General features: G+C 61.4%; 18 protein-coding genes and 6 pseudogenes. 8 read left to right on the forward strand and 16 right to left on the reverse strand.

Features of this window, described 5'->3' with window-relative positions; translation table 11 throughout:
- Positions 1-102: 102 nt before the first annotated feature.
- The 3 genes from OMP40_RS31155 to OMP40_RS31165 form a co-directional block, all read right to left on the reverse strand.
- A complete protein-coding gene (locus OMP40_RS31155; protein ID WP_277538149.1) occupies positions 103-726 on the reverse strand; it encodes a GTP pyrophosphokinase in 624 nt (207 codons plus the stop codon).
- Between the two features lie 46 nt (positions 727-772).
- Positions 773-1,453, reverse strand: a complete 681-nt coding sequence (locus OMP40_RS31160) for a TerC family protein (protein WP_277537084.1) — start codon at positions 1,451-1,453, stop codon at positions 773-775.
- 185 nt (positions 1,454-1,638) lie between these two features.
- Positions 1,639-2,166, reverse strand: coding sequence for a YfiT family bacillithiol transferase (locus tag OMP40_RS31165; protein ID WP_277537086.1), 528 nt, complete (start codon positions 2,164-2,166; stop codon positions 1,639-1,641).
- Between the two features lie 427 nt (positions 2,167-2,593).
- On the opposite strand from OMP40_RS31165, the gene OMP40_RS31170 reads away from it, so the two are divergent.
- Positions 2,594-2,815, forward strand: a complete 222-nt coding sequence (locus tag OMP40_RS31170; RefSeq protein ID WP_277537088.1) for a hypothetical protein — start codon at positions 2,594-2,596, stop codon at positions 2,813-2,815.
- Between the two features lie 153 nt (positions 2,816-2,968).
- Here OMP40_RS31170 and rnhA read toward each other — a convergent pair.
- Positions 2,969-3,644: pseudogene (rnhA, locus tag OMP40_RS31175) on the reverse strand (ribonuclease H).
- 239 nt (positions 3,645-3,883) lie between these two features.
- On the opposite strand from rnhA, the pseudogene OMP40_RS31180 reads away from it, so the two are divergent.
- Positions 3,884-4,865: pseudogene (locus OMP40_RS31180) on the forward strand (aldo/keto reductase).
- Here OMP40_RS31180 and gpmA read toward each other — a convergent pair.
- Positions 4,862-5,644 (reverse strand): 2,3-diphosphoglycerate-dependent phosphoglycerate mutase, encoded by a 783-nt coding sequence (gene gpmA / locus OMP40_RS31185; RefSeq protein ID WP_277537090.1) that lies wholly within the window; start codon positions 5,642-5,644, stop codon positions 4,862-4,864. The pseudogene OMP40_RS31180 and the gene gpmA sit on opposite strands and share 4 nt — an antisense overlap.
- 247 nt (positions 5,645-5,891) lie before the next feature.
- Here gpmA and OMP40_RS31190 point away from each other — a divergent pair, with 247 nt between their 5' ends.
- Complete coding sequence (locus OMP40_RS31190) at positions 5,892-7,346, forward strand: SulP family inorganic anion transporter (RefSeq protein ID WP_277537092.1); 1,455 nt, start codon at positions 5,892-5,894, stop codon at positions 7,344-7,346.
- Positions 7,347-7,466: 120 nt separating this feature from the next.
- On the opposite strand, the gene OMP40_RS31195 is transcribed toward OMP40_RS31190, so the two are convergent.
- Both OMP40_RS31195 and OMP40_RS31200 read right to left on the reverse strand, forming a co-directional pair.
- The gene (locus OMP40_RS31195; RefSeq protein WP_277537094.1) at positions 7,467-8,459 is read right to left on the reverse strand and encodes a Gfo/Idh/MocA family protein; all 993 of its coding nucleotides are present in this window, start codon (positions 8,457-8,459) and stop codon (positions 7,467-7,469) included.
- A gap of 55 nt (positions 8,460-8,514) precedes the next feature.
- The gene (locus OMP40_RS31200) at positions 8,515-9,135 is read right to left on the reverse strand and encodes a hypothetical protein (protein WP_277537095.1); all 621 of its coding nucleotides are present in this window, start codon (positions 9,133-9,135) and stop codon (positions 8,515-8,517) included.
- 281 nt (positions 9,136-9,416) lie between these two features.
- On the opposite strand from OMP40_RS31200, the gene uraA reads away from it, so the two are divergent.
- Positions 9,417-10,712, forward strand: a complete 1,296-nt coding sequence (gene uraA / locus OMP40_RS31205; RefSeq protein WP_277537096.1) for a uracil permease — start codon at positions 9,417-9,419, stop codon at positions 10,710-10,712.
- A gap of 380 nt (positions 10,713-11,092) precedes the next feature.
- Here uraA and OMP40_RS31210 read toward each other — a convergent pair.
- The 3 genes and pseudogenes from OMP40_RS31210 to OMP40_RS31220 form a co-directional block, all read right to left on the reverse strand.
- Positions 11,093-11,396: pseudogene (locus OMP40_RS31210) on the reverse strand (hypothetical protein).
- Positions 11,397-11,414: 18 nt separating this feature from the next.
- Positions 11,415-14,894, reverse strand: coding sequence for a PAS domain S-box protein (locus OMP40_RS31215; protein ID WP_277537098.1), 3,480 nt, complete (start codon positions 14,892-14,894; stop codon positions 11,415-11,417).
- Between the two features lie 159 nt (positions 14,895-15,053).
- Positions 15,054-15,947, reverse strand: coding sequence for a LysR family transcriptional regulator (locus tag OMP40_RS31220; protein WP_277537099.1), 894 nt, complete (start codon positions 15,945-15,947; stop codon positions 15,054-15,056).
- A 113-nt stretch (positions 15,948-16,060) separates the two neighbouring features.
- Between OMP40_RS31220 and OMP40_RS43220 the strand changes: the two genes are divergently transcribed.
- On the forward strand, positions 16,061-17,116 hold the full coding sequence (locus tag OMP40_RS43220; RefSeq protein ID WP_277537101.1) for an LrgB family protein: 1,056 nt from the start codon (positions 16,061-16,063) through the stop codon (positions 17,114-17,116).
- Between the two features lie 4 nt (positions 17,117-17,120).
- Here the strand turns inward: OMP40_RS43220 and OMP40_RS40700 are convergent, their stop codons facing one another.
- The 5 genes and pseudogenes from OMP40_RS40700 to OMP40_RS31245 all read right to left on the reverse strand — a co-directional run bounded on the left by OMP40_RS40700 (position 17,121) and on the right by OMP40_RS31245 (position 21,154).
- Complete coding sequence (locus OMP40_RS40700) at positions 17,121-17,663, reverse strand: MFS transporter (protein WP_338131286.1); 543 nt, start codon at positions 17,661-17,663, stop codon at positions 17,121-17,123.
- 100 nt (positions 17,664-17,763) lie between these two features.
- Positions 17,764-18,300, reverse strand: a complete 537-nt coding sequence (locus OMP40_RS40705; RefSeq protein ID WP_338131342.1) for an MFS transporter — start codon at positions 18,298-18,300, stop codon at positions 17,764-17,766.
- A gap of 162 nt (positions 18,301-18,462) precedes the next feature.
- The gene (locus OMP40_RS31235; RefSeq protein ID WP_277537103.1) at positions 18,463-18,903 is read right to left on the reverse strand and encodes a MarR family winged helix-turn-helix transcriptional regulator; all 441 of its coding nucleotides are present in this window, start codon (positions 18,901-18,903) and stop codon (positions 18,463-18,465) included.
- A 154-nt stretch (positions 18,904-19,057) separates the two neighbouring features.
- The gene (fabI, locus tag OMP40_RS31240) at positions 19,058-19,834 is read right to left on the reverse strand and encodes an enoyl-ACP reductase FabI (RefSeq protein ID WP_277537104.1); all 777 of its coding nucleotides are present in this window, start codon (positions 19,832-19,834) and stop codon (positions 19,058-19,060) included.
- 106 nt (positions 19,835-19,940) lie between these two features.
- Positions 19,941-21,154 (reverse strand): annotated as a pseudogene (locus tag OMP40_RS31245) (MFS transporter).
- A gap of 226 nt (positions 21,155-21,380) precedes the next feature.
- On the opposite strand from OMP40_RS31245, the gene OMP40_RS31250 reads away from it, so the two are divergent.
- Positions 21,381-22,268, forward strand: coding sequence for a metallophosphoesterase (locus OMP40_RS31250; protein WP_277537105.1), 888 nt, complete (start codon positions 21,381-21,383; stop codon positions 22,266-22,268).
- Positions 22,269-22,374: 106 nt separating this feature from the next.
- On the opposite strand, the gene OMP40_RS31255 is transcribed toward OMP40_RS31250, so the two are convergent.
- A complete protein-coding gene (locus tag OMP40_RS31255) occupies positions 22,375-22,878 on the reverse strand; it encodes a ferritin (RefSeq protein ID WP_277538150.1) in 504 nt (167 codons plus the stop codon).
- A 224-nt stretch (positions 22,879-23,102) separates the two neighbouring features.
- Between OMP40_RS31255 and OMP40_RS31260 the strand changes: the two are divergent.
- A pseudogene (locus OMP40_RS31260) lies at positions 23,103-23,901 on the forward strand (formate/nitrite transporter family protein).
- Positions 23,902-23,925: 24 nt separating this feature from the next.
- Positions 23,926-24,841 (forward strand): annotated as a pseudogene (locus OMP40_RS31265) (L-lactate dehydrogenase).
- Positions 24,842-24,866: the final 25 nt, after the last annotated feature.

The raw sequence follows: 24,866 nt of genomic DNA on the forward strand, positions 1-24,866 counted from the left end.
GCAGGGGACCGGACTGTTGGCGTTCGCTTCATTCATGGCGACCTTGACGGCGACGCTTTACAGCTACGCAGTTTTGCGCGGCTTGCTCGTACTGGCTTCTGGCTATTCGTCCGTACGGTATTGTTTTACTTCTTCGTTCAGCGCGAACATGCGCTTGTCCAGCGAATTGATCAAGTCCGCCGTATCCTTCAGCTGCAGGCCGATCTCGTGCGGCACCTGCGCGTTGAACTTGTAATAAATCTTGTGCTCGAGGCTTGCCCAGAAATCCATGGCGATCGTGCGGATCTGGATCTCGACGGGCACCTGCTCCATCCGGTCGGTCAGGAACACCGGCACGAGGATGATCAGGTGCAGGCTCTGATAGCCGTTCGGCTTCGGATGGGCCACGTAATCTTTGACTTCGAGCACGGTGACGTCCTGCTGCTTGCTGATCATTTCGTACATTCGATAAATGTCGGTGGAAAAAGAGCAGATGACGCGAATGCCCGATATATCGCGGATATGGTTCACCGCGTTGTCGATCGTCACCGCCAGTCCCTTGCGGATCAGCTTGTCCCGAATGCTCTCGGGAGACTTGATGCGCGTTTTCATATGCTCGATCGGATTGTAGTTCTGAATGAAGTGCAATTCCTCGTTCAAAATGTTCAGCTTCGTGCTGACTTCGTCAAGCGCGAACTTGTATGTGAGCAGCATCTTGCCCCATTCCCGCATGCTGCTTTGATCGATGGCCATCTTCATCTGTCTCCCTTAAACGTGTTCGCCAAGCTCGTAATCAATGTTTGTGCCGCCAGACCCTTCGCGCGCGCCAAAACGACATGGCGCCGTAAGCCAGAAAAAGGACGCCCAGCGCGATCGGCAAAATTTCAGGCAGCGCGGGCGCAGCCTCGTCCAGATAGTCGCCGATCCACGGATCGCCCGCCAGCATCTCGCCCGCGGAGTAACCGAGCAAGCCGGCTCCGATCCAGACGAGCGGCGGAAACCGCGTCATCAGCTTGGTCAGGAACTGGCTGCACCAGATGATCAGCGGTACGCTGATCGCTAGACCGATGACGATTAGCGTGAAATTGCCGTGCGCCGCGCCTGCGACGGCGACGACGTTGTCGAGGCTCATGACGAGATCCGCGATGACGATCGTCCGGATCGCGCCGCCGAGCGTCGTCTTCGCCTCGATCTGTTCTTCGTGCGAATCTTCGTTCAGCAGCTTCCACGCGATAAACAGCAGCAGCAGGCCGCCGCAAGCCTGTACCAGCGGAATCCGAAGCAGCGTCACGGCGGCGAACGTCAGCACGATTCGAAGTCCTACCGCGCCGAACGTCCCCCAAAAGATCGCTTTTCGCTGGTGCGCAGGGTCCAAATTTTTGCTAGCCATCGCGATGACGACCGCGTTGTCGCCGCTCAGGACGATGTTGATGAGGATCATATCCAGCAATGCAAACAGCCAGTCGCTTCCCATGTTGCGCGCTCCTTGTCCGATTCGAGCGTGCCGCAGCCGCCGTGGGCGATCCGCAGCCGGTCGTATTTGCGCCTCAAGTTATCATTTTACCCGAATCAGGGGCACGCGAACAAACCCGCTCCCTTGAGGGACCGGGCTTGTCCGTCTTCTTGCGGTCCGTCGTCGGACCTGAGCTCGCTTAGGGATTACCAGCCCATGCGCTCTCTTAGGCGTTCAATATGCGCCGTATGATGCTTGCCGTGCCATGCGTACATGCCAAGACAGCGATCGAGGCGCGTCGTCTCTCCGCTTCCCGGGTGGTAGAACGCGCGGGCGAACTGCTCGTCCGTGAGCGAACCGAGCAGCGCGGCCCAACGCACGTGCACGGCCGAGATCAGCGCAAGCGAAGGCGCGACCGGCAGGTCGCGGGAGTCGGATAGCTCCGCCCACAGCTGCTCCTCGTAGGGCTTGATCGTCGGCGTGTCCTCGGTAAGCGCCAGCTTAAACCGTGTGAGGCTGTTCATGTGGCTGTCTCCGATATGATGCACGACCTGGCGAACCTTCCATCCACCTTGGCGATACGGCGTGTCCAGCTGCGCGTCGTCAAGTCCGCGCACCGCTTCGGACAGCAGCTCAGGCAACGCCGCGATCTCCTGCATCCACTGCCTGCGCACGTCGGGAGAGATATCGCCTTCATAAGTAAACTTGCCGATCGGGTAACGCAAATCGTCCATTTTTCGTTCGCTCCTGTCCGGCGTCGATCGTTTTCCAGTATAACACATGCGGCTCGCCTTTCCTTCCGGCCAAGTCCCGCCTTAAAGCGTTGACTGCCGCCGTCGCAACGCTTCGCCATCATGCGGCAGCCTTCGACATTTATGCGTTTCATCGCCGTCGAACTTAAGATTCCTGCCGAGCCGACGTGAATTAATCCAAAAAAAACATGTGCGATTTCACAAAATAACGCTAGCCAAGACAAAGTACCATGCGTTATAATGAAAGCGCTACCACCCAAACTTTCGACGACAGGGGGAAACGAAAAGATGGATGCAGCGATGAATTTGTACGATCAGTTCGAACCGCGGAACGATTGCTATTTCTTCCGCATCGGCGCCCAAGGGCAAATTTGCTGTCACGGCCGCAACTATACGATAAAAAAAACGAATGACGGCCGAGCAGGCGGAAGCTTTGACGAGAGACGCGCTATTCGTCCGAATCTCCTCCGACTGCTACGTCAACGTAGCCAAGATCACTTATGTAACGGACAATGCCGTATACTTCGGCGACGGCCCGGCTTTGAACCATATGCTCCCCGTCCCCAAGCGCAAGCAGCATCTCATCCGTCAGGGCATCTCCCAGCTTCAGGGACTTCGCATCAGCGTCTGAAACAAGACAAAAGGCCATCCGCAGAGCGATTCTGCAGCGGAAGGCCTTTTTTTGTATCCACGCGCCCGAATGGATCGACCGTCAAGCGCCGTCCCGATCGTGCGGCTTGCCGCAAATCGACCGGTTCCGAAGCCGAAGTTGCCGGCCGGCTCCTCAGCCTTTTCGTCCGTAATCCGCCCTGACCTCTCCCCATCGCTCCGTCTCCCATTTGAGCACCTTGTTCGGATACGAATTGACGCGCAGCCAGCTAAGCGCGCGGTCGACGAGCGCCCAGATCTCGAAGGTCGAATCGTCCCGGGGCAGCGTCGTCACGACTTCCTTTTGCTTCAGCCATTTAAGCGCCGTGCGCGAGTCGCTGTAGACCGTCTTTGCGCTTCCCCGCTGCTTCAAATAGGCGAGCGCGTGGACGATGGCCAGAAATTCGCCCAGGTTGTTCGTTCCTTTTTTCGATCGGTCCGACCGAAAACAGCACGTCGCCCGTCCGCGTATCGACGCCCCTGTATTCGACCGGACCGGGGTTGCCGCGCGTGCCGACGTCGACAGAGACGCTGTCGAAGTCGATCTCGCCGGCGGCCTGATCCGGCGATAACGGCAGCTTTTCTTGCGTTCCGGCGGACGAACCGGACGATACGCCCGAGGCGCTTTTACCGCCGCCTTGGCCCCAATGTTTTTTCCAGCCTTCGCGATAAGCCCGCTCCGCTTCCGGCTTGCTGCCGTAAGATTTATACTTCGCGTCCTTGCGTCCGGATACTTGCGCCTGGCAGGCCGGCCACGAATCGTAAATGCCCGGCGCCCCGCCTTCCCAGACGACGTAATATTTCCCTGCCATGTCCCATATCCTCCATGCAGCCTGCGCGCCATGCGCGGCCCCGCGTTCAAGCATTGATTGTAACATAATAAAGACGCAAAAAAATCCGTGCCTCGCGACCCATTCGGGAACCCGCATTGGCTGGCGGACTGTGACGGAGCGCTTGACGACCGGATGGCCGTGCGGTTGATCATCCGGCTTCGCCATGAGACAATCAGGTATCGCTGAGCGTTTGATCGAAAATCGGGGAGGTAATTTCTATGCACTATCGTCCACTGGGCCGGAGCGGACTTCGCGTATCGTCGATCGGACTCGGCACCAACGCGTTCGGCAAGCGTTCCGATCGGGAGACGTCGATCCGCATCGTTCACGAGGCGCTGGACAGCGGCGTCAATATGCTGGACACGGCCAACATTTACGCGGGCACGCAGTCGGAGGCGATCATCGGGGGAGGCGCTGGCGGGCAGGCGGCACGAAGCGGTGCTGGCGACCAAGGCCGGACTGCCGACGGGACAAGGTCCGAACGACAAAGGCTCTTCCCGCTTCCATCTTCAGCGGGAACTTGAAGGCAGCCTGAGGCGGCTCAACACGGACTACGTGGACCTGTACCAGATCCATACGTTCGATCCGGCGACGCCGCTGGAGGAGACGCTGCGCGCGCTGGACGACTTCGTCTCGTCGGGCAAGGTGCGCTATATCGGCGCGTCCAACTACGCGGCCTGGGAGCTCATGAAGGCGCTCGGCATCAGCGAGCGGCGCGGGTTCGAGCGCTTCGTCTGCACGCAGGCGAGCTATTCGCTCGCCGATCGCACGCCCGAGGCCGAGCTCATCCCGATGTGCCTCGATCAAGGGGTCGGGCTCATCCCGTACTTCCCGCTCGCCGGCGGCATTTTGACGGGGAAGTACGCCTCCGCCCCGGTAGGCGCGGCGCCGGAAGGCTCGCGGGCCGACACCGATCCGTCGTTCCGCCGGTTCCTGGGCGGCCGTGCGGACGAGCTCGGCCGGCAGGTCGCCGCGCTGGCCGAGACGCTCGGCGTTCAGCCTGCCGTGCTGGCGATCGCCTGGCTGCTCGCTCGTCCCGCCGTCGCCACGGTCATCGCCGGCGCGACTAGGCCGGAGCAGCTTCGGGCCAATCTGGCCGCGGGCGCGCTGCAGCTGTCGGAGGAGACGCTGGAGCGGCTCGACCGGATCAGCGACGATTTCCGGCACGGCAACCCGTTTGCCGTCTATCGGCTGCCTTAGAACCGCTCGTGATGACCCTCGCCCTTCGCCGGCATATCCTGCGCCGGGTCGGGCGAGATTTTGCGCGGGATCTCGCCGGGCGGCAGCGGCCCGTCTTCGCCAAGATAGTAGTGCTTGACGGGTTTCATGTCGTCGCCGAACTCGTAGACGAGCGGGATCGCCGTCGGAATGTTCAGATTGACGACGCCGTCCTCGGGCAGGTCGTCGAGGTACCGGATCAGCGCCCGCAGCGTATTGCCGTGCGCGCAGAGCAGCAGCTTGCGTCCCGCCGACAGCTCGGGCAATATGCGTTTGTTCCAGTAGACGAGCACGCGATCCGCCGTGTCGTCCAGATTTTCCGTCAACGGCACTTCGCCGTCGATGTTCCCGTACCTGGGATCGTCGCCCGCGTACCGTTCGTCGTCCCGCTCGAGCGCCGGCGGCCGCTCGCTCACGGACCTGCGCCAGAGCAGCACCTGGTCGGCCCCGTAGCGATCCGCCGTCTCCGCTTTGTTAAGCCCCTGCAGCGCGCCGTAGTGCCGTTCGTTGAGCCGCCAGCTCTTCGAGACCGGAATCCAGAGCTGGTCCAGCTCGTCCAGAATGAGGCCCATCGTCCGGATCGCCCGCGTCAGCACCGACGAGAAGGCGGCGTCGAAGGCGTAGCCGTTCGCCCGCAGGACGCGCCCCGCCTGCCGCGCTTCCTTCAATCCCTGCTCCGACAGATCCGAATCGGTCCAGCCCGTAAACCGGTTTTCCAGATTGTATTCGCTCTGCCCATGCCGCACGAAAACGATTTTCATGCCCTTCCCTCCCTCACTTTCGCTTCTCGTATTATAACCGCAATCCCTCGCCGAAGACATCGCCCCAGGGTGTTCAAAAAAGGCCGGCAGCAGGTATAATGGACCGGACGACAATCGGCCCCGGCTTTTCCGAGCGTGGAAAGCCTCTAACGCGAATCATCCCTGCAGAGCGGAACGCACCTTGATCGGTACGGCCTTTTCTCACGATCCCGGCGCTTTCGTTTATCATCGAAAGGAGTTTTTTTTGTTGTTGCAAAAATTGAAAAGCCACTGGTTCTTCAACGCGCGCAGAGACATGCTGTCCGGGTTGACGGTCGCATTTGCGCTTATTCCGGAAGCGATCGCCTTCTCCATCCTGGCCGGCGTCGACCCGATGGTCGGCTTGTACGCGTCGTTCTGCATCGCCGTGACGATCTCGATCGCAGGCGGCCGTCCCGGCATGATCTCCGCCGCGACAGGCGCGATGGCCTCCCTGATGGGACCGATCGTCGCCAAATACGGCATCGAATATATTTATGCGGCCGCGCTGCTGACCGGCGTCATTCAATTCGTCATGGGACTGCTGCGGTTCGGAAGGTTCATTACCTTCATCCCCCATTCCGTCGTGACAGGCTTCGTGAACGCGCTCGCCATCATAATCTTCATGGCGCAGCTCCCGAACTTCGAAGGCGCTAACTGGCAGATGTACGCGATGGTGGCGGGCACGCTCGCCATCATCTACTTGTTCCCGCTGCTGACCAAAGCCGTTCCGTCCGCCCTCGTGGCCATCGTCGTCATGACGGCCGTGTCGGTCGGCCTCGGTCTCGACCTGCGGACGGTCGGCGATATGGGTCCGATTACGCAGAAGCTGCCGTTTTTCCACTTTCCGGACATCGAATTCACCTTCGCTGCGATCTGGCGCATCGTGCCCATCTCGCTCGCGCTCGCCGTCGTCGGCTTGACGGAGTCCCTTATGACCGCGACGATCGTGGACGAGATGACCGAGACGAAGAGCGACAAAAACCGGGAGGTTCGCGGTCAAGGCATCGCCAACGTCGTGTCGGGCTTGTTCGGCGGCATGGCCGGCTGCGCCATGATCGGGCAGACGGTCATCAACGTCAAATCCGGCGGGCGCTCGCGGCTCTCGACGTTCGTGGCCGGCGTCTTCCTGCTGTTCCTGATCCTCGTACTGGGCGACGTCGTTCGCGTGATCCCGATGGCCGCGCTCGTCGGCGTCATGATCATGGTGTCGATCGGCACGTTCGACTGGCGCTCGCTCGCGACGCTTGCCCGGATTCCGCGCAGCGACGCGCTGATCATGGTCGTCACCGTCGGCATCGTCGTCGCAACGTCCAATCTCGCGCTCGGCGTGCTCGCGGGCGTCGTGCTTAGCGCCGTTTACTTCGGCTGGCGCTCCGCCCGGATCAAGGCGCTCGCGGATACGACAAAAGACGATCGCAAAGTGTATCGGATTTCCGGTCAGCTCTTTTTCGGCACGATGAACCATTTCGTCAACCTGTTCGATTACAAGGAAGATCCCGCGAAGGTAACGATCGACTTCTCGGCCTCTCACGTCTGGGACCATTCGGCCGTCACCGCGATCGCCAAGACCGTCGACAAGTATGAGCAGTACGGCAAATCGGTGCATATCGTCGGTTTAAACGAGGACAGCCGCCGGCTGCTGGAGCGCTCCGGACTCGCTGAAGCTACGCGGGCAAGCTAGCGCCGGCATCTTTTCCGCTCTCGATCGCTTTCAAACGCAAAAAGACCGCCACTGCGCGGTCTTTTTTGCTTCGTCCGTCCATTGCCGGATGCTTTTGATGTCGCAACGAGAAGCGGCGTCTTATGCGAACGAATCCGCCGGATAAACGATGCCGATCTGCCGTCTCGCCTCGTCCATGACGTCGAGCACCGCGATCATCCGCTCGTGCGTATTGATCTCGGATTCCGTCCTGCCCTCCCGAACGAGGTTCACGAATTCCTGCAGCTCGTATACCATCGTATGCTCGGATTGCGGCGCGGACAGCGCCTCCTCCCGCCCGTCCCGGTATCTGACGCGCACGCGCTCCGGCTGGCTGATCTGATCGATTAGGATGCAGCCCTCTTCTCCCTGGATCTCGCTCGGCGCATACGAATTGGTGATCTTGGAGTACATCGCCACCGCTTCCATGTCCGCATACCGGAGCACCACGCTGCCTTCGCCGTCAGCGCCGGATTCGAGCATGACGCCGCTCGCCTTTACCTCAAGCGGTTTGCCGAACCAATAGATCGCCGGATAGAGGCAGTAGACGCCCAGATCCATTAAAGCCCCGTTCGACAACGACGGGTTAAACGCATTCAGCACCGTGCCCGCGCGGTAAGCGTCGTAGCGCGAGGAATATTGCCCGTAGTTGCCGACATAACGCCTTACTTTGCCGATCGAGGGCAGCGCCCGCCCGATCGCCTCGAAGCTCGGCATGAACGTCGGCTTCATCGCTTCCATGAGCAGCACGCCGCGTCTTTGCGCCTCCTCCACCATATGGCGCGCTTCGGCGCCGTTCGAAGCGACCGGCTTTTCGCAGAGCACGTGTATGCCGCGGCGCATGAACGAGATCGCCTGTTCCGCGTGATAAACGTTGGGCGTCGCGATATACACGGCGTCGATCAGGCCGCTTGACGCCATCGCGTCCATATCGTCGAAGGCGTGCGCGATGCCGTGCTGCCCGGCATAGGCCCGCGCCCGCTCCAGCGAGCGCGAGCATACCGCGGTCGCTTCGAAGCCATCGGCTTCCTTGGCCGCCGCGAGCAGCCTGTCCGTGATCCAATTCGTGCCGACCAATCCGAATCTTACCGTCATGAGTGTATGGCTCCTTGCGCAATGGGTATGGGATAAAGTTTACGTCCTAATTAGATCACAAGCCCTCGCGGAAAAACAAGTTTCGGTAGACGTACTTCGAGCCGTCCGGCTTGAAATCGAGGGCCAGATATCCCGGCGCGCCGTCGACCGCCCGGAGCTCCCCTGCGCGCACGCGGCTGCGGACGAGGGCCGAGACTGCGCGCCGGTCGCCCCGTGCCATCGCCGAGGCGAGCGCGAAGGCATAGCCGCGGCTCCTCGACAGCGCGCCGCAGAACGGCAGCAGCGCTGCCGCGACCGCGCGGTGCGCGCCGGGCGCGAAGTAAAATTGAACGCTGCCCGGCGGAATCGTAATGCCTGTCGCATACACATCCTGCGTTCCCGGCGAAGGGTAATCGATGAAATAGCCGATACCGTTGGTGCCGAGTCCTTGCTCAAGGCGACCGGCCAGCGGCGACGCCTGCCCCAACTGCCGCTTCATGTCGTCCAGCCGCAGCGCGACGACGCTTTGCGACCATCGTTTCGCGAATCGGCCGCTTGCCGCAATCTGCCGGTAAAAAGGCAGCATGGCGCGCGCGGACAGCCGAAGCGCGCCTGCCGCGCTGCGAATCGCCTGCGTTCGATGTCCGGAACGGCACGAAGCGGCGCGCCGCCGGCCGCAGCGCGCTTGTCGCAGCAAAAGCGGGCGGCTTCGTTCATGTCTTCGGGCCCCGGACCCTGCTTCACGGCACGCGCTTATATCCCCGTTTTTCCCCGAAATGACCATCGCAAAAGCTCCTCTCTTCCGAATGCTTATCGCCCTTCTCGAAACAGGATATGAAGCATGCGGCGAACGCGGAAGCGAATGGCCGACGACGATTGACGAAAATGTCGAAACCGCGCTTGTCAAAACGGAATGAACTGTATAGAATCGACAAAGGAATTATACCTATCTCGCATCCTATTGGAGGTTAGCAACAAGTGACGAGGCAAGAAATCGGCATTCACGAACGGCCTCCGCTGGGCCAGAGCCTCATGCTCAGCCTGCAGCATCTGTTCGCCATGTTCGGCTCCACGGTGCTCGTGCCGAACTTGCTCGGCGTCGACCCCGCCATCTGCTTATTGATGAACGGGATCGGCACGCTGCTGTACATTTTCATCTGCCAGGGCAAGATACCCGCCTACCTCGGTTCCAGCTTTGCCTTTATCGCGCCGGCCGGCGCGGTCATCGGCACCTATGCCGATCACGGCGACGGCTATGCGGCTGCGCTAGGCGGATTCCTCGCGGCAGGCGTCGTCTTCGTCGCCGTCGCCCTGATCGTCCAGTTCGCCGGCACGCGCTGGATCGACGTCGTCTTCCCGCCGGCCGCCATGGGCGCGATCGTCGCGGTCATCGGCCTGGAGCTGATCCCGGTCGCGGCCGGCATGGCCGGCTGGATCCCGAAGCCGGGCAGCGCGGACTGGTCGCCGGACGGCACCGTCATCGGCGTCAGCGCGTTCACGCTGCTCGTCACCGTCCTCGGCTCCGTGCTGTTCCGCGGCTTCATGAAGATCATCCCGATCCTGTTCGGCATCGTCGCGGGCTACGTCCTCTCCTGGACGCTCGGACTGACGAACTTCTCCGGCGTGAAGAGCGCCGGCTGGCTGGCATCGCCTGCTTTTACGGCGCCTTCCTTCGAGTGGTCGGCCATGCTCGCGATCGTGCCGGCCGCGCTCGTCGTCGTCGTCGAGCATATCGGCCACTTGATCGTCACCGGCAATATCGTCGGCAAGGACCTGTCCAAGGATCCGGGCCTGCACCGCTCGATGCTGAGCAACGGCATCTCGACGATCCTGTCCGCCTTCGCCGGCTCGACGACCAATACGACGTATGGGGAAAATATCGGCGTACTCGCCATCACGCGCGTATACTCGACGTTCGTCATCGGCGGCGCGGCCGTCATCGCGATCGTTCTCTCCTTTTTCGGCAAGCTGTCCGCGTTGATCGCGGCCATTCCCGAAGCGGTCATGGGCGGCGTGTCGCTGCTGCTGTTCGGCGTCATCGCCGCCTCGGGGCTGCGGATGCTCGTCGAATCGAAGATCGACTACAGCAAGCCGGTCAACCTGTTCCTTACGACGATCGTGCTCGTCACCGGACTTTCCGGCGTCAAGATTACGGCCGGCGACTTTTCGCTTTCGGGCATGGCGCTCGCCACCGTCGTCGCGATCGCGATGAGCCTGTTGTTCAAGCTTTTCGAGAAGCTTGGCTGGTCGAACGAAAAGGAATCCTCGCACTAGAACGAATCTCAAATAAAAAAAGTCTCGCCGTCCTTTAGGGATTGCGAGACTTTTTTTATCGGAGACGAATCGGAAGCGTATAGGCGGAAACCGCGCAACTGGCGGACCGAGGAGCCGTTATGCTCGTTCTTCTCGCGATTAGCCGCCTACTCGCGGACCCAGGCGCCGCTATTGCGGGATTGTTGGCCTTTTTTTGGCCTCGATTCGGATGAATAACGTCCCCCCAGTCCGAAACGATGGCGATTGGGACCGGTTTTTAAGAAATAACAGCTCCCGTGTCCGATTCCCCCCCCTGGCTGACTTGCAAGCCGCGGCTATCCGCAGTTCCGATCGATCACGAGCCTCCGCCAAAAGCTTGCATTGGGCAAATTTTTCCGCATTCAGGTCATGCCGAATCGCGCGAGCTGCTCCCACTGCCCCTCCAGACGCAAAATCTCGGGCTGCTTGTCGCCGATCAGGTCGAAATGCGGGAAGGGCCGGCGCGCGTGAATGTATGCCGGGTTCAGGCCGTGCCGTTCGCACCAGAGCGCCAGCTTGCGCAGATCCGCGCAGCCCACCTTCGTAATCGTCTTGATGCCGGGAAACCGGGGCTCGAACCAATAATGCGTTAAAAAAGGCGATCTCGCCTTGGGCCACGCGCCGCTTCCACGCTTCGAGCTCCTCGCGCTTGACCCCGAACGCCATGCTTTCTTCCTCCTTCTATTATCCGCGAAGCGAGCGTTTCGCCCGAATGTGCGCCGACCATTTGGACAGCAGCTCCTGAACCTCGGCCGGGCGGGTCGGCTTGCTCAGGAAGTCGTTCATGCCCGCGGCCAGGCAAGCCGCCCGGTCCTCCTGGCGCGCGAACGCCGTCAGCGCGACGATGATCGGGCGCCGTCGCTCCGGCAGCAGTTCCTTCAGCTTCGTCGCCGCCTGCAGACCGTTCAACGCCGGCATCTGCACGTCCATCAGCACCAGATCGAACGGCTGCGCGATCGCCGCGTTGACCGCGGCTTGACCGTCCGAAGCGATCGTCGGCTCGTAGCCGAGCTTGTTCAGCATGGCCCGGATGATCTGCTGGTTTACCGCATGATCCTCCGCCACCAGAATCCGCATCGGCCCGAAGCGCGGCTCGTCTTGCCCTTTCGCCGCGTCCGGCCGGTCCGGCGCATGCGTGCCGTCCACCGATTCGACAGCGGCCGCATGCTCGGGCTGCGCATGCGAGGACAGCGTGAACCGGAAGGTCGAGCCCTGGCCCTCGATCGTATCGAACCCGATCGTGCCGCCCATGAGCTCGACCAGCTTTTTGCAGATGGACAGCCCGAGACCGGTTCCGCCATATTTGCGATTGGTGCCCGAATGCAGCTGGGAGAACGCCTGGAACAGCATGTTCTGCTTGTCTTTCGGAATGCCGATCCCGGTGTCCTGCACCGCGAATTCGACCAGCATCGCTTCCTTGTTCCTCGTCGGCATCGCCCGAACGTACAGGCGCACCGAACCCGTCTCCGTAAACTTGACCGCATTGCTCATCAAGTTGATGAGCACCTGTCGCAGACGAACGGGATCGCCGTACATCAGTTCGGGCACGTCCCCTTCGAACCGGAGCCCCAGCTCGAGCTTTTTGTCCGCTGCCTGGGCCTTGAACAGCTCGATCGCTTCGCCCGCCGTATCCCGCACCGAGATCGGCTCGTAGTTCAGCACGAGCTTGCCCGCTTCGATCTTGCTAAAGTCCAGGATCTCGTTCAGGATATGCATCAACGACTCGCCGCTTCGGCCGATGACCTCGGCATAGCTTCGCTGTTCGTCCGTCAGCTCGGTATCGAGGAGCAGGCCCGTCATGCCGATGACGCCGTTCATCGGCGTCCGCAGCTCGTGGCTCATGACCGACAGGAATTCCGACTTGGCGCGATCCGCGCTCTCCGCTCTTTCCTTCGCCTCGATGATCTCCTTCTCGCCGGTCACGTCCCGGAAAACGACGACGGCGCCTTGGGGTACGCCGTCCTCGAAGGCCGGAGAAATTTGATAATCCGCCAAGAAGCTCGTGCCGTCGCTTTTCCAGAACACCGCGTCCTTGTCATGGTAGGCCCGCCCTTCCCGAAGCGCCGCGATCAAAGGGGACTCGTCGTCCCAGTAGCTTTGTCCGTCCATGCCGGTCTGCAGCAGATAACGCAGCGCGGACGCGTCGGGCAGCCGGTCCTCGCGCAATCCGAGCATACGCGCGCCGGACTGATTGATAAATGTAAAGTTCCCTGCCTCGTCCAAGCCGAAGATGCCCTCGGAGACCGAATTCAAAATGCGGGCATGCTCCTCGTTCAGCTTGTGAATACGCTCGGTGTGCCGTTTCGCCTCCGTAATGTCGGTCGCGATGCCGTATAAGCCGACCGTCTCGCCGTTCACGACGATCGGCACGTTCGTGATGCTGAGCGTGCGGACGTCCCCGTCTTTGCGGATCAGGCGCGCTTCGTAAGTCTGCGGCGTGCCTTGCAGCGCCCGTTTGAAGTGATCGGTCAGCTTGTCCAGGTCTTCCGGATAGGTGAGCGGCGCGAACGTCAGCTGGCGAAGCTCATCCTGGTCGTACCCGGTCAGCTGCTCCATCGCGGGATTGATCTTCGTAAATTGGCCCGTCGTATCGAAGGAGCAAATCGGCGTGCTGTTGAGGTCGAACAGGCAACGATACCGGCTCTCGCTTTCCGTAAGTTTCTCTTCGGCCCGCTTGCGTGCCGTGATATCGATCGAGATGCCGTATACGCCGACGACCTCGCCGTCCACGACGATGGGGATATTCGACACGTTCGTCTCGATCTCGCGACCGTCCTTGCGGGTAATCGCCACCTCGTAGTTCTGCGCTTCGCCGCGCGCGGCCAGTGCGAAGTGACGCGCGATTTTCGCCTCGTTTCTTGGCGGGACGAGCGGCCCGTAGTACATCCCGATCAATTCCTCAAGCGTGTACCCGGTCAGCTTTTCAAGGTTCGAATTGGCCGTCAAATACTCGCCCTTGAGATTCATCGAATAGACGGCGGACTGATTGTACTCGAAAAGCGATTTGTAGCGCTGCTCGCTCTCCTGCAGCCGCTGCTCGAATTGCCTGCGCTCGGTAATGTCCTGCACCGTGCCGAGCAGACGCGTCGGCTGCGCCGCATCGGCGTCGAGAACCTCCCAGGTGCCTTCGAGAAAACGCGTCGAACCGTCGGGGAGGACGAGGCGATAAGTGACCGAATCCTTAAGCGTATCGGCGGACACTTGGTCCAGGTGGCTGTGGATGCGCCGACGATCCTCCGCCGGAACGTTCGCCATGGCGGAATCGATGCTGCCCGATTCAAAGCTCTCAGGCAAGCCGAGCACGCGCTTCGCGCCCTTGGACAGCGTGATGACGTCGCGCGCGAGATCGATCTCGTACGTGCCCATCTTGGCGATCCGCTGCGCTTCGTCCAGCTTGTCCTCGTACTGCTTGCGGTCGCTCACGTCGCGCGCGACGGACAACACCCTGTCCGCCTGCTCCGTCTCGTCCCAGATGACTTGGGACCATACCTCGAACCAGAGATAACGGCCGTCTTTGCGGCGAACACGCCGAAGAAAAAACCGATCGTTCGAGAAAAGCCCGCCGGGCTGGCTCATCTCGCGCGCATCGTCCTGATGATAGTATTCTTTGCGCTGTCTGCTGGTCATTTCCTCAGCCGTGTAGCCGAGCACGTTCACGCAGGAAGGGGAAACATAGAGCAGCTCGCCTTCCAGCGAGCTAACCGATACGAGATCGTGCGAATTGCGGGTGAGGAGCATGTATAAGTGGCGGCTGTCCAGGACGGGAATGCGCTCGGTCTTCAAGCTCGTGATGTCCAGCATCTCCGCGCACAAATACATCGCCTCGCCTGTGTCCGGATCTCTGACGGACGACAGGCGCATGCGCACCCAAACGGTGCGGCCTTGCTTATGAAGAAGCCGCTTTTCGATCTCCTCCATATGGCCGCCGCGCGCCTTGCACCTGTCGGCAGCCGCCCGGTAAAAGGACGGACGGTTCGGATCGCGATCGGTAATATCGGGAAAAGGCACCTCGATCAGCTCTTCTTCCCGGTAGCCCAGCAAATCGCATAATGCCGGATTGAGCTTCAGTAGCTTATCGTCGGATGCCGAGATGACGGCAAAGCCGTTGATCGAAAAATTGCTGGCCTGCTGGAAGATGATGCCATAGTCCAAAGGAGATGTCATCCGCGAGCCTCCACATTCTGAGTGAATCGCCTGCCTATGCGTGCCGGAGGGCGAAATTTCGTTAAGATTATACCATGCGCCGACGACGAATACGCAACGTCGTCCATCGCCGCCGGAATCGCGTCTTCTCCAATAATAAACCGAACAGACAGGCGCGAATCATGCCGTTGAACGCGCGAACAGCTCGCGAGCGAGCGCGATCCACGCCTTCGCTGCGAGCGGCAGGTAGCCTTCCCGCCGCCATGCCATGACCAGCCGCCAAGGCAGTCCGGGCGGCGCCAGCTCGACGGCCCGCACGCGCTCCGGACGGAGCTGGGCGCAGATCGTCGCGGGCAGCAGGGCGATGCCGAGCCCTTCCCCAACCATCTGCCCGATGAAGTCCCACTGTGAGCTCTCCGCGACGATATTCGGCTTGTAGCCCGCGGTCCGGCAAGCGTCCATGATCCGTCCGTGCAGCGCGAAGTCCGCGCGGAAGAGGACAAACGGCTCGTCAGCCAGCTCGGCCAGCGCGAGCGACGGCCTGTCGGCCAACCGGTGCCCCGCGGGAAGCACGACCTGCATGCGATCGTCGATGACGGTGAACGAATCGTAAAATCGGTCGTCGGTCGGCGTCAGCAGGACGCCGACGTCCAGCAAGCCGGCGCGCAAATCTCCGTCCAATCGATTGGCGCCCGATTCGGACAGACGGATCGCGACGCCCGGATACTGTCTTTTGTATTCGCCGACGACGGCCGGAAAAAAATGAGACCCTGCCATCGGGGGCAGACCGAGCCGAAGCGTGCCCTGGCGCAGCTCGGACAGGTCCGCCAGCTCCCGATGCAGCGCGTCCATTTGCGAGAGGATCGGTCCCCCGTAGCGAAGGACCGCCTCTCCCGCTTCGGTCAGCTTCGGCCGCTTGCCTTCCCGGCTGAACAGCAGCACGCCGAGCTCCTCCTCCAGTTGAATGACCGTCTTGCTGAGCGTCGGCTGCGCGATATGAAGCGCGTCCGCCGCCAGCGTGAAGCTTCCCCGCTTCGCGATTTCCGCGACGGCCTCCAGATGCCGGATATCCATAATGACACCTCTCTCATAGCCATTTGGAATCATTGCTATTCTAAATATTCATTTTACCTATGATTTCCCCAAACGTATACTGATTTTACGCACAGGACAAGGAGCATTGAAAGATGAGAGTTAATAAGATCGTTAAAACGGCGCTTCAAGTCGGCCTTCTCGTCGCATTGTCCCGCGCATCGGATCTGACGGCCGAAGCGCTCCGGCTGCCGATTCCAGGCAGCATCCTGGGGCTGCTCGCGCTGTTCGCGCTGCTCGAGCTCAACGTCGTGAAGCTCGCCTGGATCGAGCTTGGCGCGGAATGGCTCGTCGCGCAGATGCTGCTCTTTTTTCGTCCCCGCCACGGTCGGGATCGTTCGCTACAAGGCGTTGATCGAGCGCAGCGGCCCCGCGATGCTCGCCACGATTCTGCTGAGCACGGCCGTCGTCATGGCGATCGCGGGCTGGACCGGCGAGCGTTCGGGCAAGGCAAGCCGCCAAGAGGCGTCATCGTGATGGCGCTCGTATGGCCGGCGTTCACCGTCCTCGTCTACTATTGTTCGAAACGATTGTACGCGCGCGCGCGAAAGCTGTATTTGACGCCGCTCGTCGTCACGCCAGCCGTCGTCATCTGCGCGCTGCTGCTGAGCGGCGCCTCTTGCGACGCCTTCGACAGCGGCGCGCACTGGATCGGAGAGATGATCGGTCCGGCGACGATCTCGCTCGCCGTCACGCTGCGCAAGCAGATGCACATCCTGAAAAAGCATGCGCGCGCCATCCTCGCGGGCGTGACCGCAGGCGGACTCGCGGCCGTCGCCGTCTCCGCCGGGCTCGCCCGCCTGTTCGGCTTGGCGGCGCCGATCGCGGACAGCCTGGCGCCCAAGTCGGCGACGACGCCGGTCGCCCTGTCCGTCTCCGACGCGCTCGGAGGGGTGCCGACGATCACCGCAGTCGCCACGCTGGCGACGGGCCTGACGGGCATGCTCGTCGGTCCTCTGCTCGTGCGCCTGATGCGCATCCGCAGCTCCGTCGGACGGGGCATTCTGCTCGGCACCGCCGCGCATTCGGCAGGGATCGCCAAAGCGTTCGAATACGACGCCGATGCCGGCGCCTGCGCGGGCATCGCGATGGTATGCACCGCATTCGTGACGCTTTGCGCCGCGGCTCCGATCGTTTCGCTGTTCGGGTGACCGTTCAGTCGGACGCCCCGGTGCCGGCCTTCGGCGTCCTTGCGGACCCGACGAACCGCATGACGATGTACAGCCCAAGAAAGCCGGCCATGATCAGCGCGGAGTATACGTACATACGGCTATATCCCGTATGGGCGGCGATCGCGCCGAGCAGAACCGCCCCCAGCGCGACGCCGAGGTCGGTCGAATTGTAGAACATGCTATTGGCGAAGCCATGCCGTTCCCGCGGCGTGCTGCGCAGCATCCAGGCCTGCAGCGTCGGCTGGATCGCGCCGAAGCCGAGCCCGTACAGCAGCGCCGCGGCGACGAGCTGCGGCATGCCGGTCGCGCCCGACAGCACGAGCATGCTGGCCAGCACGCAGGCGGCGGCCGGAATCAAGACGGCCGCATGTCCCCTGCGGTCGAAGATGCGTCCCGCGATCGGCCGAACGAGGATAACGGTGATGGCGTTAAACAGGAAAAACAATCCGACCTGCGCGATATGGACGCTCTCCCCGAACAAAGCGATGAAGCTGAGCAGGCCGCTGTACGTAACGGACAGCAGCATATTCAATAGCGCCGGAAAAAATAGCGGCGCGATTCCGTTGCTGGACGCGGCCGCAGCCGAACCGGCGGACGCCGGACGCTTTCCGGCCGCGGTATCGAATTTAGCGGCTGCCCGGGCCCGTTACCGTCTGCCGGCGATTTCTTTTTTCGCCGCGAACGGCCCCGGACAGCACGAGGACGCCCGCGGACAAGGCCGCCGCCGCGGCGCCCGACAGCGTCAGAGCGGGAAATCCGAGTCCTTTCATCAAATTCATGCCGATCATCGGTCCGAACGACATCGCAAGACTCGTGGACAGCCCGAAATAGCCGATGCCTTCGCCGATACGGTCCTGCGGGATGATCCGCGCCACGAGCGTAGGCACGATCGTGCTCGCCGTGCCGAACCCGACGCCGTACAGCACGCGAAAGACGATCAGGGAACCGACCGTGTATGCGTAAGCGCACAGAAACGTCATGATCACGGCAAGCGCGAGCCCTGCGTAAAGCAATGCGGCGCGGCCCATCCTCGGCATGAGCGCCGCCGTCGCGAAGCGGCTCGCGATCGCGGCCAGCGCGAACGTCGCCGTCACGAGGCTGACGGTCAAATCTCCGCCGCCCAGCTCTCCTTTCACATAAACCGGAAGCGAGGACAATAACATTTGCAAATTGAGAAACAATAAAAAAGAAGCCCAGCGTCAGGCCGACAAATGCCTTCGTCCATAGCGGGGCGGTTTTTTCGATCTCGTTCATGGTGCGTTAACTCCTTCGTTGCATGGTCTTGGACGAGCGCCTGGCGACTGCCGCATGCACGCAAGTGTTCGTTAGTCGTTTAACCGGTCCAAATGCTTGCCCAGTCGGTGCAGCAATACGAGCAGCGTCTCATGCTCCTCGTCCGTCAGGCAGGAGGTCACTTCGGCGAGCACCGCCTCTTCGATCGGCTTCGTCTCTTCGATCAACTGACGTCCGGCGTCCGTCGCCTTGATATAGATCGCCCTTCTGTCCGCATGGTCCTGCCGTCTGACGACCCAGCCCTTGCGGACGAGATGATCGACGATACGCGTCGTCGTCGGCTTGTCCTTGCCGGCCCGCTCGCCAAGCTCGCGCTGGATCAGCCCGGCGGACTGCGAAGCGTAGAAAAGCACCGACCATTGTTCGGGCGTGATATCGTAAGCTCTGAGCCGCTGCATCAGCCGATTGGACATGCGCCGGTAGACGAGACCCGTCGTGAAGCCGAGCGAACCTTCCAAACCTTCCCTGGCCATAAGATCACCTCAAATAGTTGTCATGACAACTATATACGTTTATCGCTGTTTCGTCAACGAATTTGTTGCTGCCGCGCATCAGCGCAAAAATAGCAAGGATGGCCTTATAAATCGAGCCGTTCTCCACGCGAACGGCGAGAGAACGGCCCGATACTTACCCGGCGATAATATGGAAGCCGGCATCCACGTGAAGCACTTCGCCCGTGATGCCGCGCGACAGTCCGCTGATCAGGAACATCGTGGCGTCTCCCACTTCCGACTGGTCGACGTTGCGGCGCAGCGGCGCCTTTTCCTCGACCGTATTCAGGATGTCGTTGAAGCCCGAGACGCCCTTGGCGGCAAGCGTGCGAATCGGACCGGCGGACACCGCGTTGACGCGGATGCCGTACTTGCCCAGATCCTCGGCCAAATAGCGGACGCTCGCCTCGAGCGCGGCCTTGGCGACGCCCATGACGTTGTAATTGCGCATGACGCGTTCGGCGCCCAGATACGTCTGGGTAACGATGCTGCCGCCCTCCGTCATCAGAGGCTTGGCGGCCTTCGCCACGGCGACGAGGGAAAACGCGCTCGATTCCTGCGCGAGCAGGTAGCCCTCGCGCGACGTATCGACGTACTCGCCGCCCAGCTCGTCCTTGTCCGCAAACGCGAGCGAGTGCACGACGCCGTGGACGACGCCCGCTTCGGCGCCGATCCTCCCGAACGCCGCCTCGATCGACGCGTCGTCGGACACGTCGCATTGAACCGTAAGCAGCGGTTCGATGCCGCTCTCGGCAAGCAGCTTCGCGAGCTTTTCGTACGATCTCTCCTTGCGGTACGTGAAAATCAGGCGCGCGCCCTGCGCGTGCAGCGACTTGGCGATGCCCCAGCCGATGCTCCGTTCGTTGGCGATTCCCATGACGACGACGTTTTGACCGTTAAGCAATCCAGACACTTCCATCTACCTCCGCTTGCGCGATTCATTTAAGGATGCTTCATTATAGCCTAATGCGTCGGCGAAGGACAGCCACGGCCGCGAGGGGCGCATTTCGATCTCCGCATTATACGGCGCCGGCGGCCGGACCGGACGATGCGTCCGCATCGTCCGGATCGACGCCGCGCGTCTCCCTGCCCCATGCGAGGAGCACGACGACCCCGACGACGATCGCGGCGCAGAAGATCAGGAAGACGCCGGTGATGCCCGTCCCCCCGTTCCAGCAAATAACCGACGAGATAAGGGCCGATCACGCCGCCGATGCGGCCGAACGAAGCGGCCATGCCCGCGCCGGTCGACCGGATGCGCGTCGGATACAGCTCGGGCGTATAGGCATACATCGCCCCCCCAGGCGCCTAGATTAAAGAACGACAGGCATGCGCCGGCGGTCATGAGCATGGCGTCGCTCGTCGCCCAGCCGAACCACCACGCGCAGATCGCCGTTCCGATCAAATATATCGTCAGTACGCGCTTGCGTCCCAGCTTCTCGATAAGCCATGCCGCGCTGAAATAGCCGGGCAGTTGGGCGAGCGTCATGAACAAGACGTATTCGAAGCTTTTGACCAGGCTGAAGCCCTTGAGCACCATCACCTGCGGCAGCCACAGGAACATGCCGTAATAGGAGAAGACGACCGTGAACCAAAGCACCCACAGGGCGATGGTCGACGTCCGGTAACGCGGGGCCCACAGCAACGCGAACCGGTCGCGAAGCTTGATCCGCTCGCGGGATCGCCGCTGCGCCTTGAACCTCGGCGGGTCCTGTACGGCGCGGCGCAAATAAATCGCGTACAGGCAAGGCAGCGCGCCGATAACAAATGCGGCGCGCCAGCCGTAGTCCGGAATGACGAAGTAGCCGATGAGCGCGGCGGCGATCCAGCCGACCGCCCAGAAGCTCTCGAGCAGCACGACGGCGCGGCCACGATCCTCCGCCCGCACCGACTCGGATACAAGCGTCGACGCCACGGGCAGCTCCCCGCCGAGCCCGAAGCCTGCCGCGAACCTCAGCAGGCAGAGCACCGCGAAGCCGGCGGCCAACGCCGACAAGCCGCTGGCGACGCTGAACACGAGCAGCGTCGCCAGCAGCACGGCGCGTCTGCCGTACCGGTCCGCCATCGAACCGGCCACGGCTGCGCCGACCGCCATCCCGACCGAGCCGATCGCGGCCAAAAATCCAAGCTGCTGCTTGCCGAGATCCCAATCGGCGGCCAGCGCGGCCGCCACGAACGAGATCAGTCCGACGTCCATGGCGTCGAACAGCCAGCTCAGACCTGCGCTGACCATCAGCTTGCGCTGTCCCGTCCGCTCCGCCGGATCCGGGGGGTCCGGATCGTTCCGCCGGTCCGGGCGTACGTCTTGCCGCGCCGTTTGCTATCGCTTTTTTCATGCGAGGTCGCCTCCCCTATCCGTGGAATCGCGTTTCTCCTAGTCTTACCCGATTTCGGCCGCTATTTTGTTTGCCGGTCCTTTTTTTTGATACATTTAGAAAATGGGAGAAGGAGGAAACGCGATGGCTTACACGGATTGGGTATGGTTGATCGGCGTAGCGGCTGCGCTGATTGCCTTCTTCTTGGCAGGCGTCATCTACGTTTTTTTCGTCGAACCGTTCAGGCTCGCCTTGACCCGACGCGAGATCGCGTCCGCTTGGCTTCCGGCGGGCTTCGACGGCATCAAGCTCGTCCAGTTCAGCGATACGCATATCGGACCGGATTTTTCCGTGAAGCGGCTCGAACGGCTGATCTCGGTCATCGCCGCGGAAAAACCCGATATCGTCGCGTTCACGGGCGATCTGTTCGATGCCAGAAAGCGCAATCCGGAGCGGGACCGGGACCTGTCGCACTTGCTGTCGCGCATCGAGGCGCCGCTCGGCAAGTTCGCCGTCTACGGGAACCATGACTTCGGCTACGAGCGGAACAGGCGCAGCACGAACCCGACGCTGGCGCATGCGGGCTTCGAATTGCTGTTGAACGAAACGAAAAAAATACGGCTGCAAAGCGGCGAGCAGCTGTCGGTAACGGGGCTCGACGACTATGTGCTCGGCAAGCCGGATCCGACTCGCACGCTTGCGAAGCTTCGTCCGGACGGGTTTAACCTGCTGCTCGTCCACGAGCCCGACGTCGCGTCTTTTCTTGTCCGCTATCCGATCGATTTGCAGCTGTCCGGCCACAGCCACGGCGGTCAAGTCAAGCTGCCGTTCGTCGGCGCGCTCGTCCGCACGCAGCTCGGCAAGCGATATTTGTCCGGCCTGCACGTCGTCGCAGGCGGGAGGCGGCCGCGCAAGCCTTACCTGCTGTACGTCAACCGGGGCATCGGCACGACGCGCCTCCGGGTTCGGCTCGGCAGCGTGCCCGAGCTGTGCGTGTTTACGCTCCGGCGTCAAATCGCGCAGGACGTCTAACTCGCTAACTTGCGGCAACGACGGCATTCATAAAAAAAACGACCTCGGCAGCAAGCGCTCCCGAGGTCTCCGTTTCTATCGCTTTACCCTGTTCCGACCGGCCCGATTATTCGGCGGCCGGCGTGAAGGAACGCTTCGCGAACTCGGCGTCCATCATGAAAAAGGCGTTGCTGTCGTCGGCGATGCGCTTCAGCTTGGAGATGATGCTGTCGAACAATGCCTCTTCTTCCACCTGCTCGTCGATGAACCACTTCAGGAACTGAATGGTGGCATGCTCGCGATCGTTCAGCGCGAGATCGGACAGATGATAGATGCGGCGCGTGACTTCCTGCTCGTGCTCGTAGGCATGCTCGAATACTTCGAGGATGGAACCGTAGTCGTTTTGCGGATCTGGGATGCCCTTCAGCTTCACCTTTTTGCCGCGGTCGTTCAAATACTTATAGATCTTGGACGCGTGGAAGCGCTCCTCTTCGGCCTGGATGACGAAAAAGTTCGCGAAGCCGTCCAGGCTCTCCGCGGAGCAGTAGCCGGCCATCGCCAGGTAGACGTGCGCGGAATGCAGTTCAAAGTTAAGCTGCTCGTTCAGCGCGTCGTGCAGCGTATCGTTCATCATGTGAAGCGCACCTCCATCGATTGTTTTTAGACGCTAATCAGTTTACCACATTTTGCCTCGCTCGCCCATGCGCCATCCGACAATCCCGCCGTCCTCGCTCGCATTTAGCGCTACGGCGGTCTGTCGAATCGGGCAAGAAATCATGGACCGGGCGCCGATGCCGTGGCATAATCGTTTCAGGCACTGGTTATGTATGGAAAGGCATAAAGCGAGGTGAACGAATGGAAACGGAATCTCTGCGCCAGGTCGAACAGCTGGCCGAAAAAAAGATGAAAATTTTCAAGCAAAGCAAGCTCCGCTATCTCGCACGGTCGGCGCTCGCCAGCATGTTCATCGGCTTCGGCGTCATCGTCGCCTTCAAGACCGGCAACTATTTTTACCTGGAGCACTCTCCGCTGACGTACCCGATGGCGGCGATTACGTTCGGGGCGGCGATCATTCTGATCGTCTACGGGGGGCGGCGACCTGTTTACCGGCAACACGTTTTACTACTCCTACTCGGCTCTCCGCAAAAAAATCCGCTGGTCCGACACGATCAAGCTGTGGTGCTGGAGCTATGCCGGCAACATCATCGGCGCCTGCCTGTTCGCGTTCATGATTTTCGCCACCGCCCTGTTCAAGGACGCGAGCGTCAACGGCTTCCTCCTCAGCGTCGTGGACAAAAAAATGAATACGCCGGCCGTCGAACTGTTCTTCCGGGGCATCCTGTGCAACTGGCTCGTCTGCCTCGCTTTTTTCGTCCCGATGTCGATGAAGGAGAACGGCGCCAAAATGTTCGCGATGATGCTGTTCGTGTTCTGCTTCTTCATCTCGGGCTACGAGCATAGCATCGCCAACATGTGCACGTTCGCCATCGCGCTCGTGCTGCACCACCCGGGCACGATCTCGCTAGGCGGCGTCCTCCACAACCTGATTCCGGTCACGCTCGGCAATCTGATCGGAGGCGGCGCGCTCATGGCGTACATGTATTATTATGTCAATAAGCCGTTCATGGACGATCCGTCGCAAGACGAACATTAAACGCGATACAAGGAGAGGATTCGGATGAAAAAATCGAGAATCGTCGTCATCGGCGCGGGAGCCGTCGGCTCTACGACCGCCTACACGCTCATGCTGCGCAACCGGGTGGACGAACTGGTGCTCATCGACGCCAATCACAAGAAAGCCGTCGGCGACGCGCTCGACATGAACCACGGCATGCCCTTCCTCGGCGGCGGCGATCTGTGGGCGGGCGGCTACGAGGACTGCAAGGACGCGGACATCATCGTCATCACGGCCGGCGCCGCGCAGCGCGAGGGAGAATCGCGGGTCGACCTCCTGAAGCGCAACGCCGTCATCATCGACAGCATCGTCGGAGAGGTGCTGAAGCACAATACGACAGGCATCCTGCTCATCGCCTCGAATCCGGTCGACATTATGAGCTATATTACGTGGAAAAAGTCGGGCTGGCCCGTCGAGCGGATCATCGGCTCGGGGACGCTGCTGGACAGCGCGCGCTTCCGCTACCTGATCGGCGAAAAGCTCAAGATCGATCCGCGCAGCGTGCACGGCCACATCGTCGGCGAGCATGGCGACTCCGAGCTGCCGCTCTGGAGCCTTGCCAACGTGGCCGGCGCCGAGCTGTCTTTGAGCGACGCGGACAAAGAAGAGGTATTCGCGAACACGCGCGACGCCGCCTACCAGATCATCAGCGCCAAGGGGGGCGACCTATTATGCGATCGCGCTGGCGCTCGACCGGATCTGTACCGCGATCCTGCGCGACGAAGGCGCGGTGCTGAACGTTTCCACGCTCCTTCGCGATTATCACGGGGTATCGGACGTATTCCTCGGCGTGCCCTGCGTCGTCGATCGCCAGGGCGTGCGCGAGATCATCGATATCAAAATATCCGGCTTCGAGCGCGAGCTGCTCCACCGTTCGGCGGACAAGCTGCGCAATTTGATCGCAAGCATCGGCGTATAAGAGGCGGAGCTCCGTCAGTCGACCG

Source organism: Cohnella rhizosphaerae (assembly GCF_029525575.1).
Classification (GTDB): domain Bacteria; phylum Bacillota; class Bacilli; order Paenibacillales; family Paenibacillaceae; genus Cohnella; species Cohnella rhizosphaerae.

Bases quoted from the DNA above. Each gene is read 5' to 3' on its own strand.
- OMP40_RS31165 (WP_277537086.1), bottom strand. From the start codon at position 2,166: ATGGACGATTTGCGTTACCCGATCGGCAAGTTTACTTATGAAGGCGAT.
- OMP40_RS31255 (WP_277538150.1), bottom strand. From the start codon at position 22,878: ATGAACGATACGCTGCACGACGCGCTGAACGAGCAGCTTAACTTTGAA.
- OMP40_RS31170 (WP_277537088.1), top strand. From the start codon at position 2,594: ATGACGGCCGAGCAGGCGGAAGCTTTGACGAGAGACGCGCTATTCGTC.
- gpmA (WP_277537090.1), bottom strand. From the start codon at position 5,644: ATGAAAATCGTTTTCGTGCGGCATGGGCAGAGCGAATACAATCTGGAA.
- OMP40_RS31195 (WP_277537094.1), bottom strand. From the start codon at position 8,459: ATGACGGTAAGATTCGGATTGGTCGGCACGAATTGGATCACGGACAGG.
- OMP40_RS31160 (WP_277537084.1), bottom strand. From the start codon at position 1,453: ATGGGAAGCGACTGGCTGTTTGCATTGCTGGATATGATCCTCATCAAC.
- OMP40_RS31250 (WP_277537105.1), top strand. From the start codon at position 21,381: ATGGCTTACACGGATTGGGTATGGTTGATCGGCGTAGCGGCTGCGCTG.
- OMP40_RS31215 (WP_277537098.1), bottom strand. From the start codon at position 14,894: ATGACATCTCCTTTGGACTATGGCATCATCTTCCAGCAGGCCAGCAAT.
- OMP40_RS31220 (WP_277537099.1), bottom strand. From the start codon at position 15,947: ATGGATATCCGGCATCTGGAGGCCGTCGCGGAAATCGCGAAGCGGGGA.
- OMP40_RS40700 (WP_338131286.1), bottom strand. From the start codon at position 17,663: ATGCTGCTGTCCGTTACGTACAGCGGCCTGCTCAGCTTCATCGCTTTG.
- OMP40_RS31235 (WP_277537103.1), bottom strand. From the start codon at position 18,903: ATGGCCAGGGAAGGTTTGGAAGGTTCGCTCGGCTTCACGACGGGTCTC.
- OMP40_RS40705 (WP_338131342.1), bottom strand. From the start codon at position 18,300: ATGTTATTGTCCTCGCTTCCGGTTTATGTGAAAGGAGAGCTGGGCGGC.
- OMP40_RS43220 (WP_277537101.1), top strand. From the start codon at position 16,061: ATGAGAGTTAATAAGATCGTTAAAACGGCGCTTCAAGTCGGCCTTCTC.